We start from the raw sequence: 15,570 nt of genomic DNA on the forward strand, positions 1-15,570 counted from the left end.
AGTTGTCGTCCCTTAACCGCGTGGAGTCGCAGCAGCCAGTTTCACAACCGAACCCGGCGCGACCTTGGCAGGTGCGACTTGGGGCAGGTTGCTGGCTTCCAGCGCTTGTCGTTGTTGTGCGAGTGCCGCGAGGGTTTGTTCGCTGGCCATAGGGATCACTTCAGGGGTGACCGGCGAGCCAGGGCGAACCCGTTGCAGACCCTTGACGATGACGGTGTCATCCTTGTTCAGGCCGCTGCGCACGATGCGCAAGCCTTCGATCTTCGGCCCCAGTTCGACGGAGCGATAGGCCGTCTTGTTGTCGGCATCCATCACCAGCACGAATTTCTTGCCCAGATCGGTTCCGACCGCTTCGTCGTTGATCAGCACGGCGGAGTAAGTGCCGCTGCCGACCAGTTTTAAACGGGCATATAAGCCTGGGGTGTACTGTCCGTCAGCATTGTCAAAGACCGCGCGACCGCGGATGGTGCCGGTTTTCGGGTTGACCTGGTTGTCGACGAAGTTCATCACGCCTTGGTGCGGGTTGCCGTCTTCGTTGGACAGGCCGAGGTAAACCGGAGTGGTTGCACCGCGTTTGCCCTGGCGAGCGAGCTGGGTGTATTTGAGAAACACACGTTCGTCGGCGTCGAAGTAGGCGTAGACCTTATCGGTGGAAACGACGCTGGTCAGCGCGGTGGTGTCGGCAGTCACCAGGTTGCCGGCGGTGATTTCCGCACGGCTGACGCGACCGCTGATGGGCGCGGTGACGCGGGTGAAGCTCAGGTTCAGTTTGGCCAGGTCCAGTTGAGCCTGGAGAGCGCCGACGGCGGCGCGGGCTTCCTGGGCTGCACTGGTGCGCGAATCCGCCAGTTCGGCGGAGATCGCGTTGCTGGTGCGCAAGCGTTCGCCACGCTGGGCTTCGTTTTCGCTGCGGGTAGCGTTGGCGCGGCCTTGGGCAACCAGTGCTTCGAGGCGGCGGACCTCGGCCTGGAAGGGACGTGGGTCAATCTGGAACAGCAGGTCACCTTTCTTGACCAGTGCGCCTTCGGTGAAGGCCACTTCATCAATCTGGCCGGAGACCCGTGGACGAATTTCTACGGTTTCTGGCGCTTCAAGGCGCCCGGTGAATTCGTCCCACTCGTTGACCGGTTGTTCCAGGACCTTGGCGACGCTGACTTTCGCCGCAGGCATGGTAGCGGCAGACTCCGGAGCCTTGCCGCAGGCGCTCATCACCAGTACGGCCAACATGGCCAATGGGAAGCGCAAATGTTTGAGTGACTGTTCCATGGATGCATCCGCCAATGTATTGAGATGGGCGGATCATGAGCGGCGGGGTGGTATCGCACGAATCGAATGAAGCAAAGGTAACTATCATTCGTAATGATATAAGTCTGAAGCCAGCCCTCTAGCATGCGCCTTACATTGGACGGCGATCAATTGGATTGATGACAATTCTATGTTGCGCAGAATGCAAGGGATTGGCTTGAGACCTAGTCGTGGGCAAGCCCGCTCCCACAGGGAATTGTGGCGCTGATTAAATCCCTGTAGGAGCGAGGCTTGCCCGCGAAGAGGCCATCAGCCCCAACAAAAGATCAGGATCACGCCAGGCTATCCGGATCCCCGAAGAACATCTGGATCCTGGAGCGCAACCAACGTTCACCCGGGTCATTATCCTGCGACCCACGCCACGCCATGTGCAATTCAAAGCTGCGCACCGGCAAGGGCGGATCTTCAGCTCGCACCCCGCCAGCCGCCGTCAACGCCTCAGCGGTGTAGTCCGGCACCGTCGCGACGATATCGGTCCCGCTGATGAGTGTGCTGAGCCCGTTGAACTGCGGCACCGCGAGCACCACATGACGTTTGCGCCCGAGCTTTTCCAGTTCTTCATCTATAAAGCCGCTCAGGTCACCGGCAAACGACACCAGCGCATGGGGGCGGGCGCAGAAGTCATCGAGGCTCAATGGCCCCGGCACCGTATCGGCGCGCAACAGCTTCGGCATGCTGCGGCGCAGCACTTTGCGCTTGGCGTTGGCCGGCAGGTCGGCGGTGTAGCTGACGCCGATGGAAATCTCCCCCGAGGCCAACAGGCTCGGCATCAGGATGTAATTGGCCCGACGCACCACCAATACGATCCCCGGCGATTCCGCCCGCAAACGCTTGAGCAGCATCGGCAGCAGCGCGAACTCGACATCGTCCGACAGGCCAATGCGGAACACCGCCGTACTGGTCGCCGGGTCGAATTCTGCCGCACGGCTGACCGCCGTGGAAATCGAATCCAGGGCAGGAGAGAGCAGGGCGAAGATTTCCACCGCGCGAGCGGAAGGCTCCATGCTGCGCCCGGTGCGCACGAATAACGGATCATCGAACAGCCCGCGCAGGCGTGAGAGCGCCGCACTGATGGCCGGCTGGCCGAGGAACAATTTCTCCGCAGCACGGGTCACACTGCGTTCGTGCATCAATGTTTCAAAAACGATCAACAGGTTCAGGTCGACACGACGCAGGTCATTACGATTCATCTGGAGTCCTGGCAGAGTCATCAAGCTTGACGAGAGCGGCCATATGAGAACAATGGCCGGCATGAATATTACGGGGAAAGGCTGCTACTCTGCACCGAATAATTCAGTTTCCCAGGAACGGATGCTCCGGATTTTTACGATAACCGTTGATCCAATGGATGCTGCGGAATCAATGACAGGCATGTCGACTATTAATAGCCACTGATAGTCTTGGGTAGAAAGCCCAGATAGAGTTCAGGGCATTAGAGGTTTCTTTGACGAGGTTTGCGATGTCCCGCACGATCCGTTTTCACAAGTTTGGTCCAGCCGAGGTGCTCAAATGCGAAGAGCATGCGGCCGCTCTCCCTGCGCCGGGCGAAGTGCAGGTGCGCGTCGAGGCGATTGGCATCAGCTGGTACGACATTCTCTGGCGCCAGAACCTGGCCTCATCCCATGCTCGTCTGCCTTCTGGCCTTGGCCATGAGATGTCCGGCGTCGTGACAGCAGTCGGCGAGGGCGTCGATGACCTGGCAGTCGGTGACAAGGTCGCCAGCTTCCCGGCTGAAAGCCCCAACGACTATCCGGTCTACGGCGAGCAGATCGTTCTGCCTCGCTCGGCATTGACCCGTTATCCGGACGTGCTCAGCCCGATTGAAGCGGCCGTGCATTACACGCCGCTGCTGATTGCCTACTTCGCTTATGTCGATCTGGCGCGTGTCAAACCTGGGCAATTTGCCTTGGTGACTGACGCGAGCCACTGTGCCGGTCCATCGTTTGTGCAACTGGGCAAGGCATTGGGCGTGCGGGTAATTGCCGCCACCAAGACCGCTGAAGAACGTGAATACCTGCTGTCGCTGGGTGCCGAGAAAGTAATCGTCACCGAGGAAGAGGATCTGCTCATGCGGATCAACAAAATCACCGACAACCGCGGCGTGGATGTGGTGTTCGATGGCCTCGGCGGTCCGCAGATGTCACTGCTCGGCGATGTGCTCGCGCCTCGTGGCAGCCTGGTGCTGTACGGCCTGCAAGGTGGTAACCAGACGCCGTTCCCGGCCTGCGCAGCGTTCCAGAAGAACATTCAGTTCTTCGTTCACTGCATCGGCAACTTCACTGGCAAGCCGGAGCTGGGCATCATCCAGGATCAGGTCGCACTGCAACGTGCCTTGCGCGACATCAACCAGCTGACCGCCGACCGCGTGTTGCTGCCACTCAAGACTCGGGTCTTTCCGTTTTCCGAGTTTGTCGAGGCGCACCGCTACATGGATGAATGCCCGTGTCGCGAACGGGTTGCGCTCCAGGTCGATCCGGCGTAACACCACTGAAAAAAGTCCGTGCTTGCACGGACTTTTGCATTTCCCCCTCCGAAATTCCGAGACGTCCCCTCAACCTGCGACGAGTCAGTTCAGCAACTGAACTGGTTTTTGCTCTCAATCTGTATCTTCTAATCACCCTATAAGCCCCGATAATTGAATGATTACTTTCATCTCAAGGAATGAGCTATGGCTGGGTATTGGACAGATACTTTTCTTCGCGCTCCGGTAATACAAGCTCAACAAATAGCGTGTTATCGATCAATTGCCGAAAAATTAATCGCGACTTCTTTCTTTATTTCTCGTGCTACATGTCTGTGGGACGCTGTCGGACATTTCCTAGGATCCCTCGCGTGGTCGCAGGACCCTTGTCCTGCGGGGCTTTCCTGCCATCGTGTGCGGACAGGGTCACAAGTAAGCTCGATTCATTTCAAATAATTACTCAAAACTAAGTGTTAGGATTTCATATCAATCGAAACACTTTAATCATGTCAGTCAGCCGTTTGCGCAATGCACACAGTTGTTTGCGTGACATCGAACCTATGCGTAACAGGTAAACAATGATGACCCATACCCATGAACAGGCAATGAACTATGTTTATCAGCAAGTATTGCAGCGATTGCTGAGTTTTTTTTCACGCGCCGAGCGCACGGCACTGCAGCTGATGATTCAGCGCCTGGTGGTCTCCGCGGGTGGCATGGAGCGGATCGGCGAATACAAGGTGTTGTCGATCCAGTCCGGAACCCGCGACTGTTGCTACACGCTGGCATTGCTGCGCGCCGCACAATTGAGCATCGCTGGCCGGGCGCCTGCGACGTTCCAGCTGCGAGTCGCGACCTTGCGCACGAATGGCGCAAGCCCGATGGCCCTTGAAAACATCCATCACTGTTGCAGTGCGCTGTTTCTCTACGACGATCCTCGGGTCGAAGTGGTGATGGTCGATAACCGGGAAGTCCTGCCATTCAGCCATCTGGCGCCGGTCTCCGATGCAGGTCGCGAGTCAAATCGTCTCAATCTGTTGATGGTGGGTCACCGGCGAACCTGGAACGGGCCGCTTGACCTGTGGGATGACGGGTACCTGGCGGCGGGCGAGTTTTATGGGCAAATCTGCCGTTGGGACCGAGGCGTCGATGCGTTGGTCAGCAGCGATACACCTCGCCAGCAAAAGCAGTTCATGCATGGGTTGACCCGTGCGGCGCAAAAGGCTGGCCTCAATGCATCGAATGACCCTGAATCCGGTTATGAGGAGCTGTTCGCGCGACTGGATGAACTGGGCAGCGATTGCTACCGCGAGTTTTATTCTGAGCATGGGCAAGCTGAGTGGCGGCCGGCCGAATCATTTGAGGCGTGTCGGCGCACAACCTTCATCGATATTCACGACATGCTGGTCAGCAATCTGGAAGATCGCTGGCCGCTACTCACCGATTTCCTCGGGTTTCAGCCTGACGAACTGGCGGCCCAGCTTAGTGATAACGAGTTTGTCAGCCTGACGATTTCTGCGCACGTTCGGGGGCTGGAGGCGTGTTTTGTTCATGGCCGTACCTATGAAGCAGGCGTCGCCGAGTACGTACAGCGGGCCTTGGTCATGATGCGTCGCAAACAGCTTCCCGAGCGCTATTGCGAGCAGGTAATGGAAACGTTCGTTAACCCGACGACAATGTCCGACCAGCGTGCATTGGCAGCGGCGCAGGCCCAGAAAAGCCTGGGCTTGAGTGAGGCTCAACTGGTGTGCTTGCTGTTCGCGCCCTTCGTCGATAACGGCGCCTCGCTTGAGCGTTTTCTACGCCAATGCCATCCCGGTATGCTCGTGGCGTTGCCTGATCTGCACCGGGCGATGCAGGGCAAGTCGGCTCCCGAGCAGGTGCTGCAATGGATGGTCGACGTCAGCGGGTTGACCGTCAAGTTGATCGGCACGCTTTACCGGATGGGACCGGTTGCGAGGGGCGAAGGGCCGGGCCCGGCAGTCGGTAATGCGGATGAGCCTGCGCTGGACCTCGACGCGGGCAACGCCGCAAATGGCGAACGGTCAACGGGTCGTTGAAAATGCTCGGGGTTACCGCGCTCATCCACCCACCCCACGCGGCGCGTGGCGTGCTTGGTCATCACCCATGAAAGGACCCCGCGAAACCGACTTTGCCTATCAGGCGGTGTACCGTTACCTGACTAACCTCATCAACGAGCCCGTCAGCGACACGCGGGTCCGCCTCCCTTCATTAAGGCAATTGGCGGACCGTTTGAGCGTATCGATTTCGACGATTCAGTACGCCTATTCGCTGCTGGAAAAGGAAGGGCGGGTGTATTCGGTCGCCAAATCCGGCTATTACGCGCTGCCCGTGTCGTCCATTCACCCGCTCAGCAGCGGCAATGACCTGCTCGAGACGGTTTATGTGAACGCCAGGCGACCGGGGATGCTGGTGTTGAGCGCGGATGAACCGGCGTTGTTGCAGCCCTTGGACAGCCCGTTGTTGCTGCTTGAAAGAGAACTGCTGCGTCAATATCCGCGTCAGCCGCAACCGACTTCACAACCTTGTGGCGAACTGGAACTGCGCGCCGCACTGGCCGCACGCTATACCTCGTCTCCGGCACGTTGCTGGCACGCCGATAATGTCTACATTGGCGCCGATTTGCGTGGTGTCCTGGAAATACTGATCGCTGTACTGTGTCTCAAAGATGCCATGGTAGTCGTCGAATCGCCCTGCGACTGGATGATCCTGCGCTTGCTCCAGGACGCTGACGTCCAGGTCATCGAGTTGCCCCTGCAAGCCCATGGCGGCCTGGACCTTGAGCAGCTCAAGCAACTGCTGGAGACCAAGCCGGTGCGGCTGGTCATGCTTTCTTCCGGCCTCAACATGCCGCGCGGCAGCGTGGCTTCCCACAGCAACAGGCAGTCAACCGCTGAACTGCTGGAGCGTCATGGCAGTTGGGTGTTGGAGAACGACTGCTATGGCGAGCTCGCATTTGAGCCCGACGGCCTGCGGTTTCGCGATCTGCTGAACCCGGACCGGCTGATCGTTTTCTCCACCTTCGAAAAATCCATCGGGCCGGAAGCGCCTTATGGTTATCTGCTCTCGCGGCAATTGAGCGTCGAACTGCAGCGGCATTTCCTGTTACGTTCATTCCGGTTGTCACCGATTCGCCAGAAAGCCATCGCACGGCTTTACAGCAATGGACGAATCGATCAGCACTTGTTGGTATTGCGCCGGCTGCTCAAGGACCGCAAGGTGCACATGACCCAACTGTTACAGGAGCGTCTGGGGGATGCCTTGCACTTTGTCGAACCCTTGGGCGGTGCGACGATTTGGGTGCAATCGCTGCGTCAGGTCGATGTGCGTCGGGTGTTCCAGCGCCTGCTCAGGCACCAGGTGGTGATTGCGCCAGGGGAGCTGTTCAGCCTCCAAGGGTTGCACGCGCAACACTTGCGCCTGAGCCATACCTTCGGCGGCGACCACGACCTCGGGGCGGCCATGGGTTTGCTGGGCGATGCCTTGCGCCTGGAATCGATCGATTGAGCAGGGGTGGGCTTTGGCGATTGATAACATTTCCCTCGGGATCGATAACGTCGCGCTGCGGTCAAACTGCCAGTAAACTGCGCTCCTACTCCTGAACCACTCTATTCCAGAGGTTTTGCATGACACTCAGTCCTTTTGCGGGCAAACCGGCACCGGCAGAATTGTTGGTCGACATCCCGCGACTGGTAACGGCCTATTACACCGGCCAGCCTGATGCCGCCATCTCTACCCAACGCGTAGCCTTCGGCACGTCCGGACACCGAGGCAGCTCGTTCGATCTGAGTTTCAACGAATGGCACGTTCTGGCGATCAGTCAGGCGATCTGCCTGTACCGCGAAGCCCAGGGTATCGATGGTCCGCTGTTTGTCGGCATCGACACCCACGCGCTGTCCACCCCGGCCGGCGCCAGCGCCCTGGAAGTGCTGGCCGCGAACGGCGTGACCGTGATGATCGCCGAGGGTGACGAATACACGCCGACCCCGGCAATTTCCCACGCGATTCTTTGCTACAACCGCGGCCGTACCTCGGGCCTGGCGGACGGTATCGTCATCACGCCATCGCACAATCCGCCGCAAAGCGGTGGCTACAAATACAACCCCACCAACGGTGGACCGGCCGATACCCACATCACCAAGTGGATCGAAGCGAAGGCCAACGAGCTGCTGGGCAACAAGCTGGCCGGGGTCAAACGCATCAGCTACGAGCAGGCATTGAAGGCCGGCACGACCCATCGTCACGATTACCTCAACACCTACGTCGCCGACCTGATCAACGTGATCGACTTCGATGCCATCCGTGATGCCAAGCTGCGTCTGGGTGTTGATCCGCTGGGCGGAGCAGGGGTGCGCTACTGGTCGGCGATTGCCGAGCACTACCGTCTGGACCTGGAAGTGGTGAACAAACAGGTCGACCCGACGTTCCGCTTCATGACAGTCGACTGGGACGGGCAAATCCGGATGGACCCCTCGTCGAGCCATGCCATGCAAGGCCTGATCGGTCTGAAAGAGCGCTTTGACGTAGCGTTTGCTTGCGACCCGGATCACGATCGCCATGGCATCGTGACCCCGTCCGGTGGTCTGCTGGCACCGAACAGCTACCTCGCCGTTTCCATCGATTACCTGTTCCAGAACCGTCCACAGTGGCGCGCCGATGCTGCCGTGGGCAAAACCGTGGTCAGCAGCGGCTTGATCGATCGTGTGGCCAAGCGCCTGGGCCGTCGCCTGTACGAAGTGCCGGTCGGATTCAAATGGTTTGCTGACGGTCTGTTCGACGGTTCGCTGGGCTTTGGCGGCGAAGAAAGCGCGGGGGCCTCGTTCCTGCGCAAGGACGGCGGCGTCTGGAGCACCGACAAGGACGGCTTGATTCCGGCATTGCTGGCGGCAGAAATGACCGCTCGTACCGGTCGCGACCCGAGCCAGGCCTACCGTGCGTTGACTGACGAGCTCGGCGAACCGTTCTCGGTGCGCGTCGACGCCAAGGCCAACCCTGAACAGAAGGCCTTGTTGAGCAAGCTGTCACCGGATCAGGTCACCTCGACCCAACTGGCGGGCGAAGCGATCCAGAGCATCCTCAGCCACGCGCCGGGTAACGACCAGGCCATTGGCGGTTTGAAAGTCATGACCGAGAACGGCTGGTTCGCAGCACGGCCTTCGGGGACTGAAGATATTTACAAGATCTACGCTGAGAGCTTCGTCAGTGACGAGCACCTCAAGCAGTTGGTTGCAGAAGCTCAGACCCTGGTGGATGGCGCTATTTCTGCGAAGTGATTGAGCGACCCCTCGCGGTCAAGCCTCGCTCCTGTATGGGCGGAGTCGATCACATGATTGTGAGCGATATCTATCCTGTAGGAGCGAGGCTTGCCCGCGAAGACGCCAGCACGGCCACTCAGGATTCAGATGTAAAAAAGGGGCGACCATCAACGGTCGCCCCTTTTTTTGCCCTGCATTTACCCGATCAAGCCAGATCCACCAACACGATCTCACTGTCCTCAATCGCAGTCACCCGCAACACCTGCTCATCCGCCACGGCAACACCGTCTCGAGCTTGTGCACGCAAGCCATTGACTTCAATGACCCCGGTAGCCGGAACCAGATAAGCGCGACGGCCACTGTCCAGGCGATACTCGGCGGATTCACCGGCCTTCAGATTGGCGGCCACCAGCCGTGCATCGGCACGGATTCGCAGGCTTTGATCGTCACCCGCCTTACCGCTGGCTAACGTCACGAAGCCTTCACGCTGGCCTTTCGGGAATGGCTTGGCGCCCCAAGAGGGGGCCAGGCCGGATTCGTTCGGGATGATCCAGATCTGAAAGATCCTGGTTTCGTTCGCTTCCAGGTTGTATTCACTGTGAGCGATCCCGGTGCCGGCGCTCATGACCTGAACGTCGCCCGCTTCGGTGCGGCCCTTGTTGCCGAGGTTGTCTTCGTGGGTAATTGCACCTTCACGAACATAGGTGATGATTTCCATGTCCCGGTGCGGGTGTTTAGGGAACCCAGTGCCGGAGGCAATCACGTCGTCGTTCCATACCCGCAGGTTGCCCCAGTTCATGCGTTTCGGGTCGTGGTACTCGGCGAACGAAAAGTGGTGGTGGGCATCCAACCAGCCATGGTGGGCGCCGCCCAGGGAGCTGAAAGGTCTGAGTTCAAGCATGATCGTCTCCTGAAAAAGGTTCGTCATGGGGCAGAGCGCCTGAGCCACGAAACGAGAACCGGTGGTTGATGGCGGGCATCATCTATCAGGCACCAATCGATAAAAAGCGTAAAAAATGCCTCATCATGATCGGATAAGTTGATATCAAATAACCTCGAAACGTTCTCATCCAGCCTTCACTTCATCGTATAAGCCAATGACCTGTAAGCATTTCACTAGAACTCAACGGCAAATACGGACACCATAGCCCTCGTCAGCCTCACACCCTGGAGTCAGCCCGCGTGCCGCAACACACCCCCGATCTTCCTCCCGAACTTCGTCCCCTGGCCGAGATGCCACTGCTCAAGCGCCTCGCCGCCCGGTTTTTTGGCCATGGCTTGACCCGTCTGCGCGCGCAACACCGTGCCTCGTGGTTGCACGGGCAAGCCGATGGGTTTCGCAGTGGTCACAGCGCCGGGGTCGATTACGGCTATAAGGAAGGCAAAGCCGAGGGGTTGGAAGAAGGCCGGCAGGTCCTGCTGATCCGCGATTCGCGCTCCACCGAGCACCGGCCACCTAATGTCGATCACAACTTGTTCGACGATTGGCGCCTGCCACTCAGCACTGAGCTTAAGAAGCGCATGAAAGCCGATGTCGCCCGACTGCTGCCACCTCACGCCCAGCCCAGCGCCGCCCAGTGGAAAATGATTTTCAGCGACACGCCTTCGACGTCGGTGATTGCCGGGGCGGGTGCAGGCAAGTCGACGACACTGGTCCTGCGTATCCTGCTGCTGACCCATTACCTGGGCTTCGAGCTGAGCTCGATGACCGTGGTGACCTTCACCCGCGAGTCGCGCAAGGACTTCATTAATAAGCTGACCGAATTGTTTGGTGTGTGGGGCCGGGCGCTGAGCCTCAAGGAGGCGCGCGACCTGGTGCGCACCTTCCACTCGCGAATCCTGCCGATGGTTCGCAGCCTGCCGGGCTTCGAGCGCCTGCAAGCATTCGAAAACCTCAGCAATCGCGCGCAAAACGGCGATGAGGAGGTCGACAGCAATCCCTTCGACCTGCGCATCAATGACGCGCAGCGTCAGCAACTCAATGCGTGTTTTCACAGCCTGCACACCCGCGATGAGCGTTTTCGCGAACTGATCAAGCCATTGTCCCGTCATGCCTTGCAACTCAAGGAGCTTGAGCGCGATCACCCCGATGTGCAGAAGCGCGTGGCGGTGACCGAGTTGGCGGCCAAACGTGACGAGGAGCTCTGCGACACGATTGAGGACCTGTGGTTTCGTGCCGGCGCCTGGCCAATCAAAGGCATCGAGCCCAATCGGCAGGCTTTCGATATCAATGGTGCGACTTTCCATTTTCACGGCTACATTCCCACGCTGGACGCCTGGGTGGTACTCGGTTTTGACCCACGGGAAAATCCGCAGGTCTGCCGCCCGAATGCCAAGTTGACTGTCCGCGCGGAATGGGCGGTGAAGCGCACCCTGTTTCAAGCTTTCTGTCGTAAACCATTGATATGGCTGGATAGTTACGAATCATCAAAGCGCGTGCTGGCTTCCCTGGCAGGGGATGCCAGTGCCGGTCCGGGTTTCGATTACAAGGTCAAGGGTGAGCTGGGATCAGCCCCCTTGCTGGATTGTTTTGTGGCCGCCGCCGGGTTTATCGAGAACTTGGGCCTGGATGTTCCGAGTGCCGTAGGCCAGATGAGTTTCGCCAAGGATGACCCGGACCGGTATTTCTTCGAAGCTCTGAGCCTGTTCTGGCGCGCCCTGGAAGATCATTTGCTTGATCAAAAGCCACCGGTGATGACCTACAACCGGATGTTTGCCTTGTTTAGCGAGCACTCCCCGGAAAACCTGAAGCTGCTGAGCGATGAGCTGCTAAGGCCCTTGTCACACCTGATGATCGACGAATTTCAGGACGTATCACCGCAAATTGTCTCGTGGATCCGTGCCAGTCTGGCCGAGATCCGCAGTCGCGGCCCGGCGATGCATGTGGGGCGAGGCGCGCAACGTTCGTCCTTGCTCTGCGTCGGCGATGACTGGCAGTCCATTTATGGCTGGCGCGGCAGTTCTCCAGCGTATTTCATGGAGTTCAACAAGGAATTCCCGTCACCGAGCACGACCAAAGTGATGCTCAGCGACAATTTCCGCAGTCATCAGCACATCATTGATGCGGCCGAGCATATCGTCCGCGCAGCGCCGTCGATCGCCGGGAAGAAGGCCAAGGCCAGCGGTGAACCCAAGGCGCTGTTGCCGGTGAACGTCATGGATCGGGATGATCAAGGCATGGCTCAACGCCTGATCCAGCATTATCGACAAGGTGATTCAATCTTGATGCTTTATCGAAAAAGCAGCGATAAGTTATTGATTGAACAACACATTCAGTCTGTAGTTAATGTGGATTCTAACTTGCCGTATGAAGCGCGGCGCATCAAACAGCTGACGTATCACAGCGCCAAGGGCTTGCAGGCTGACGCGGTGTTTTTGCTGGGTGATTGTCAGCATCTGACCAGTTCTCCCTACAAGAATCAGGCCTATCGCATGGCGGGCCTTGGCAAGACGGGCGACAACGAGCCATACGACAACGCACAGAAAGACGAAATCCTGCGACTGGCTTACGTCGGCATCACTCGGGCGGTGAGTCATTGCTACTGGTATGTCGACGGGCAGGATACTCAGGCGGCGAACATGCCCAAGGCGTCTGACCGGATTGGCAAGGACAAGCCATTCTTTGCTGATCATCGCCAGGGTCAGAAACTGGCCTGAGCCCGAGCCCCACAAAAAAGCCCACATGATGTGGGCTTTTTGTTGGGCGTTTGGCCTTCAGGCATAACTCTTGAAGGCTTGGGGAGGTATGAAAGACTCTAGCTCGTCCTCCACGGCTTCGATTATTCGTTCTACGTCCGCGGCATTCATCACGGTTGCGCATGGAATGCCTGCAATGGCGATCATGGTCTCGCCACTGGCGCGGTCAAACAGGCGGGCAATCATGCTGCCCGGCGCGTCCATGCTCGCCTCGAATCCCATGGGATGGAAATGCCAGCGCATCAGCTGACAGGCGTTTGGAAACGTAACTTTGCTGAAAGACCCTTTATTCATGTGTTGCCCGCCTTCTTCATCGAGCGCTTCCTTTAGCTCATGTTAGGAGGGAAGAGCCTTCAATGGCTCAACCGGTGACTGCCTTTAAAAGTAGCACCCGGATGTGAAAACCATGTGATTTTTTTCAGTCCGTTTGGCGATTGCTACCGTTTTTTTGATATGGATCACGTGCCGGGCCTTGCTCGGCGTTACCGGCGATCAGGCGTGGTCATTGAAGCCGCGGCCGAACTTCGGCAAGCTCGGCTTTTTTCGTCGAGTCCCTTATGCACGCCGATGATGATGGCCCCCTGCAAACCCAGGCCACGGGCGAGACGGTCATGCGCTACCACCTGTGCTGGAAACACCGGGATCTGGACGGTGTGATGGCGCTTTATCACCCGGATATTCAGTACAACGACTTTTTCCAGAACCGGGTCATGGGCCTGGATGAGTTGCGTGAGTACGTGCGCGGCAGCATGCCGCGTAACCCGGACGAAGCGCTGGAGCATTCCGATCGCATACGGCTGGACGGCAACACTGCGTTCATCCAGTACCAGATGACCTTGCGCGGCGGCGAAGGGCTGGTGTCGTTCCGTTCCAGTGAAGCGATCACGGTGCGCGACGGGTTGATCTGGCGAGTCAACGAATACGCGTCACTGGTGCGCGAACAACCCCAACGCAACACCGCTACGAATTCGCGCCCGGCCGCCAGCCGACTTGGGCTTTCACCGCGCCAGCTGAGTTTCATGGCTGAGGACCTGCAACAGTATTTCCAGCGCCAGCAGCCTTATCTGGATCCCGAGCTCGATCTGCAACGGGTGGCGCAGGAGTGCGGTTACAGCCGCAATCAGATTTCCTATCTGCTGAATCAAGTGTTGGGCCAGAGCTTCTATCGCTATGTCAACCAGGCGCGGCTGCAGCATTTACTCGCGGCGCTGGACGCCGCCATGCCATCGCTGCGCATTGATGAGCTGGCGTTTGCCGCCGGCTTCAACTCCTTGTCGGCGTTCTACAGTTGTTTTCGCCAGCACACAGGGCTGTCGCCCAAGGCTTACGTCAAACAAATTTCTTTGCGTGCACGCGCGCACGACAGCCCCTGAGGTCACGCACTAGGATCGACGCCATCGAAGTTTGAGTGGCGGAGTCTGGCATGTCGGCGTGGCGCACTATCAGTTTGTGGATGGATCAACTCGACGAGCCGTTGCTGGCGCGTCCTGCGCTGGAACATGACCTGGACGTCGACGTGGCCATCATCGGTGCGGGCTACACCGGGCTCTGGACCGCGTATTACCTCAAGCGCCTGGCGCCAGGCCTGGACATTGCCATCGTCGAAGCGCAAACCGCCGGTTTTGGCGCGTCGGGCCGCAACGGCGGCTGGCTGATGGGTAACTTGCTGGGCGAGGACCGTCTGTTGGCGGGTTTGCCGCCAGACCAACGTCGCGCCTCTTTCGATCTGCTGCACAGCATTCCTGATGAAGTCGAGATTGTCATCGAACGGGAGGGCATCGACTGCGATTATCGCAAAGGCGGGGTGCTGTACTGTGCCGCGCGTTATCCCGAGCAGGAAACCAGCCTGCGCGACTATCTGGACAAGCTTTACCGCCAAGGCCTGACCGAAAGCGATTACCGCTGGCTCAGCCCGGAGCAACTGACGCAACAGATCAGAGTGGCGAAGCCTTATGGCGGTATCTATGCACCGCACGTTGCGACCATTCACCCGGCAAAGTTGGTGCGCGGCCTGGCAGAAACGGTCGAGCGCATGGGTGTCAAAATCTACGAAAACAGCGCGGTCACGCAGTGGCAGTCGGGGAGTTTGCGCACGGCAAAGGCTCAGGTCCGCAGCCGCTGGATCGTGCCGGCGGTAGAAGGTTATTCGGTCACGTTGCCACCCCTCGGCCGTTATCAGTTACCGGTACAAAGCCTGATTGTCGCCACCGAACCATTGTCTGTCGCGACCTGGGACGAAATCGGCCTGAGCCGCGGCCAGGCGTTCAGCGAAAGCAGTCGACAGGTCACCTACGGCCAGCGTACGGCCGACAACCGCCTGGTGTTCGGCGCCCGGGGCGGCTACCAGTTTGCCGGAAAATTGCGCCATGACTTTGACCTGACCACCAGCGAAGTGGAGTTGCGGCGCTACCTGTTCAGCGAACTCTTCCCGCAACTCAAGAACGTGCAGATTACCCACGCATGGGGCGGCAACCTGGGCATGTCCCGGCACTTCAAGCCGCACATGCTCTGCGATCAGGCCAGCGGCATTGCCTTGTCCGGCGGTTATGGCGGCGAGGGCGTCGGCGCCAGCAACCTGGGCGGCCGAACCCTGGCGGATCTGATTCTTGAGCGCGATACCGAACTGGTTCACCAGCCTTGGGTCATGCCTCAAGGCGGTCTGGACACGCTCCGGGCCTGGGAACCCGAACCCTGCCGCTGGCTGGGTTACAACGCAATCATCCGCAGCTTCGTCCACGAAGACCAGACCCTGGCCAACCCGGCGAAAGCCCCTTGGCGCCGGAAACTGGCGAGCAAGGTGGCGGGGTTCATGGAAGGTTTCATGCAGTAAAC

At 58.8% G+C, this 15,570-nt stretch carries 11 protein-coding genes; 7 read left to right on the forward strand and 4 right to left on the reverse strand.

Going from position 1 to position 15,570, the window contains the following annotated elements; all coding sequences use genetic code 11:
* Window positions 1-12 precede the first annotated feature (12 nt).
* Together mexE and FBY01_RS12295 are read right to left on the reverse strand one after the other, a co-directional pair.
* Complete coding sequence (gene mexE, locus FBY01_RS12290) at window positions 13-1,266, reverse strand: multidrug efflux RND transporter periplasmic adaptor subunit MexE (RefSeq protein ID WP_145307622.1); 1,254 nt, start codon at window positions 1,264-1,266, stop codon at window positions 13-15.
* A gap of 311 nt (window positions 1,267-1,577) precedes the next feature.
* A complete protein-coding gene (locus tag FBY01_RS12295) occupies window positions 1,578-2,495 on the reverse strand; it encodes a LysR family transcriptional regulator (protein WP_008156370.1) in 918 nt (305 codons plus the stop codon).
* A gap of 269 nt (window positions 2,496-2,764) precedes the next feature.
* Between FBY01_RS12295 and FBY01_RS12300 the strand changes: the two genes are divergently transcribed.
* The 4 genes from FBY01_RS12300 (at window position 2,765) to pgm (ending at window position 9,060) form a co-directional block, all read left to right on the forward strand.
* A complete protein-coding gene (locus tag FBY01_RS12300; RefSeq protein ID WP_010460426.1) occupies window positions 2,765-3,787 on the forward strand; it encodes a zinc-dependent alcohol dehydrogenase family protein in 1,023 nt (340 codons plus the stop codon).
* 560 nt (window positions 3,788-4,347) lie between these two features.
* The gene (locus FBY01_RS12305) at window positions 4,348-5,826 is read left to right on the forward strand and encodes a hypothetical protein (protein WP_145307620.1); all 1,479 of its coding nucleotides are present in this window, start codon (window positions 4,348-4,350) and stop codon (window positions 5,824-5,826) included.
* 67 nt (window positions 5,827-5,893) lie between these two features.
* Window positions 5,894-7,294, forward strand: coding sequence for a PLP-dependent aminotransferase family protein (locus FBY01_RS12310; protein WP_145307618.1), 1,401 nt, complete (start codon window positions 5,894-5,896; stop codon window positions 7,292-7,294).
* Between the two features lie 119 nt (window positions 7,295-7,413).
* Window positions 7,414-9,060: a phosphoglucomutase (alpha-D-glucose-1,6-bisphosphate-dependent) gene (gene pgm / locus FBY01_RS12315; RefSeq protein WP_083376719.1), complete on the forward strand. Its 1,647-nt coding sequence runs from the start codon at window positions 7,414-7,416 to the stop codon at window positions 9,058-9,060.
* Between the two features lie 187 nt (window positions 9,061-9,247).
* Here the strand turns inward: pgm and FBY01_RS12320 are convergent, their stop codons facing one another.
* Window positions 9,248-9,943, reverse strand: a complete 696-nt coding sequence (locus FBY01_RS12320) for a pirin family protein (RefSeq protein ID WP_077747847.1) — start codon at window positions 9,941-9,943, stop codon at window positions 9,248-9,250.
* A 281-nt stretch (window positions 9,944-10,224) separates the two neighbouring features.
* Here FBY01_RS12320 and FBY01_RS12325 point away from each other — a divergent pair, with 281 nt between their 5' ends.
* Window positions 10,225-12,699 carry a UvrD-helicase domain-containing protein gene (locus FBY01_RS12325; RefSeq protein ID WP_145307616.1) on the forward strand — a complete coding sequence of 825 codons (2,475 nt, stop codon included), beginning with the start codon at window positions 10,225-10,227 and terminating at the stop codon, window positions 12,697-12,699.
* A gap of 57 nt (window positions 12,700-12,756) precedes the next feature.
* Here the strand turns inward: FBY01_RS12325 and FBY01_RS12330 are convergent, their stop codons facing one another.
* Complete coding sequence (locus tag FBY01_RS12330; protein ID WP_010460414.1) at window positions 12,757-13,032, reverse strand: DUF1652 domain-containing protein; 276 nt, start codon at window positions 13,030-13,032, stop codon at window positions 12,757-12,759.
* A 263-nt stretch (window positions 13,033-13,295) separates the two neighbouring features.
* Here FBY01_RS12330 and FBY01_RS12335 point away from each other — a divergent pair, with 263 nt between their 5' ends.
* Both FBY01_RS12335 and FBY01_RS12340 read left to right on the forward strand, forming a co-directional pair.
* The gene (locus tag FBY01_RS12335) at window positions 13,296-14,111 is read left to right on the forward strand and encodes a helix-turn-helix domain-containing protein (RefSeq protein WP_145307614.1); all 816 of its coding nucleotides are present in this window, start codon (window positions 13,296-13,298) and stop codon (window positions 14,109-14,111) included.
* 50 nt (window positions 14,112-14,161) lie between these two features.
* The gene (locus tag FBY01_RS12340) at window positions 14,162-15,568 is read left to right on the forward strand and encodes an FAD-binding oxidoreductase (RefSeq protein WP_145307612.1); all 1,407 of its coding nucleotides are present in this window, start codon (window positions 14,162-14,164) and stop codon (window positions 15,566-15,568) included.
* Window positions 15,569-15,570 lie beyond the last annotated feature (2 nt).

It is taken from the genome of Pseudomonas sp. SJZ077 (assembly GCF_007993905.1).
Taxonomy (GTDB): domain Bacteria; phylum Pseudomonadota; class Gammaproteobacteria; order Pseudomonadales; family Pseudomonadaceae; genus Aquipseudomonas; species Aquipseudomonas mandelii.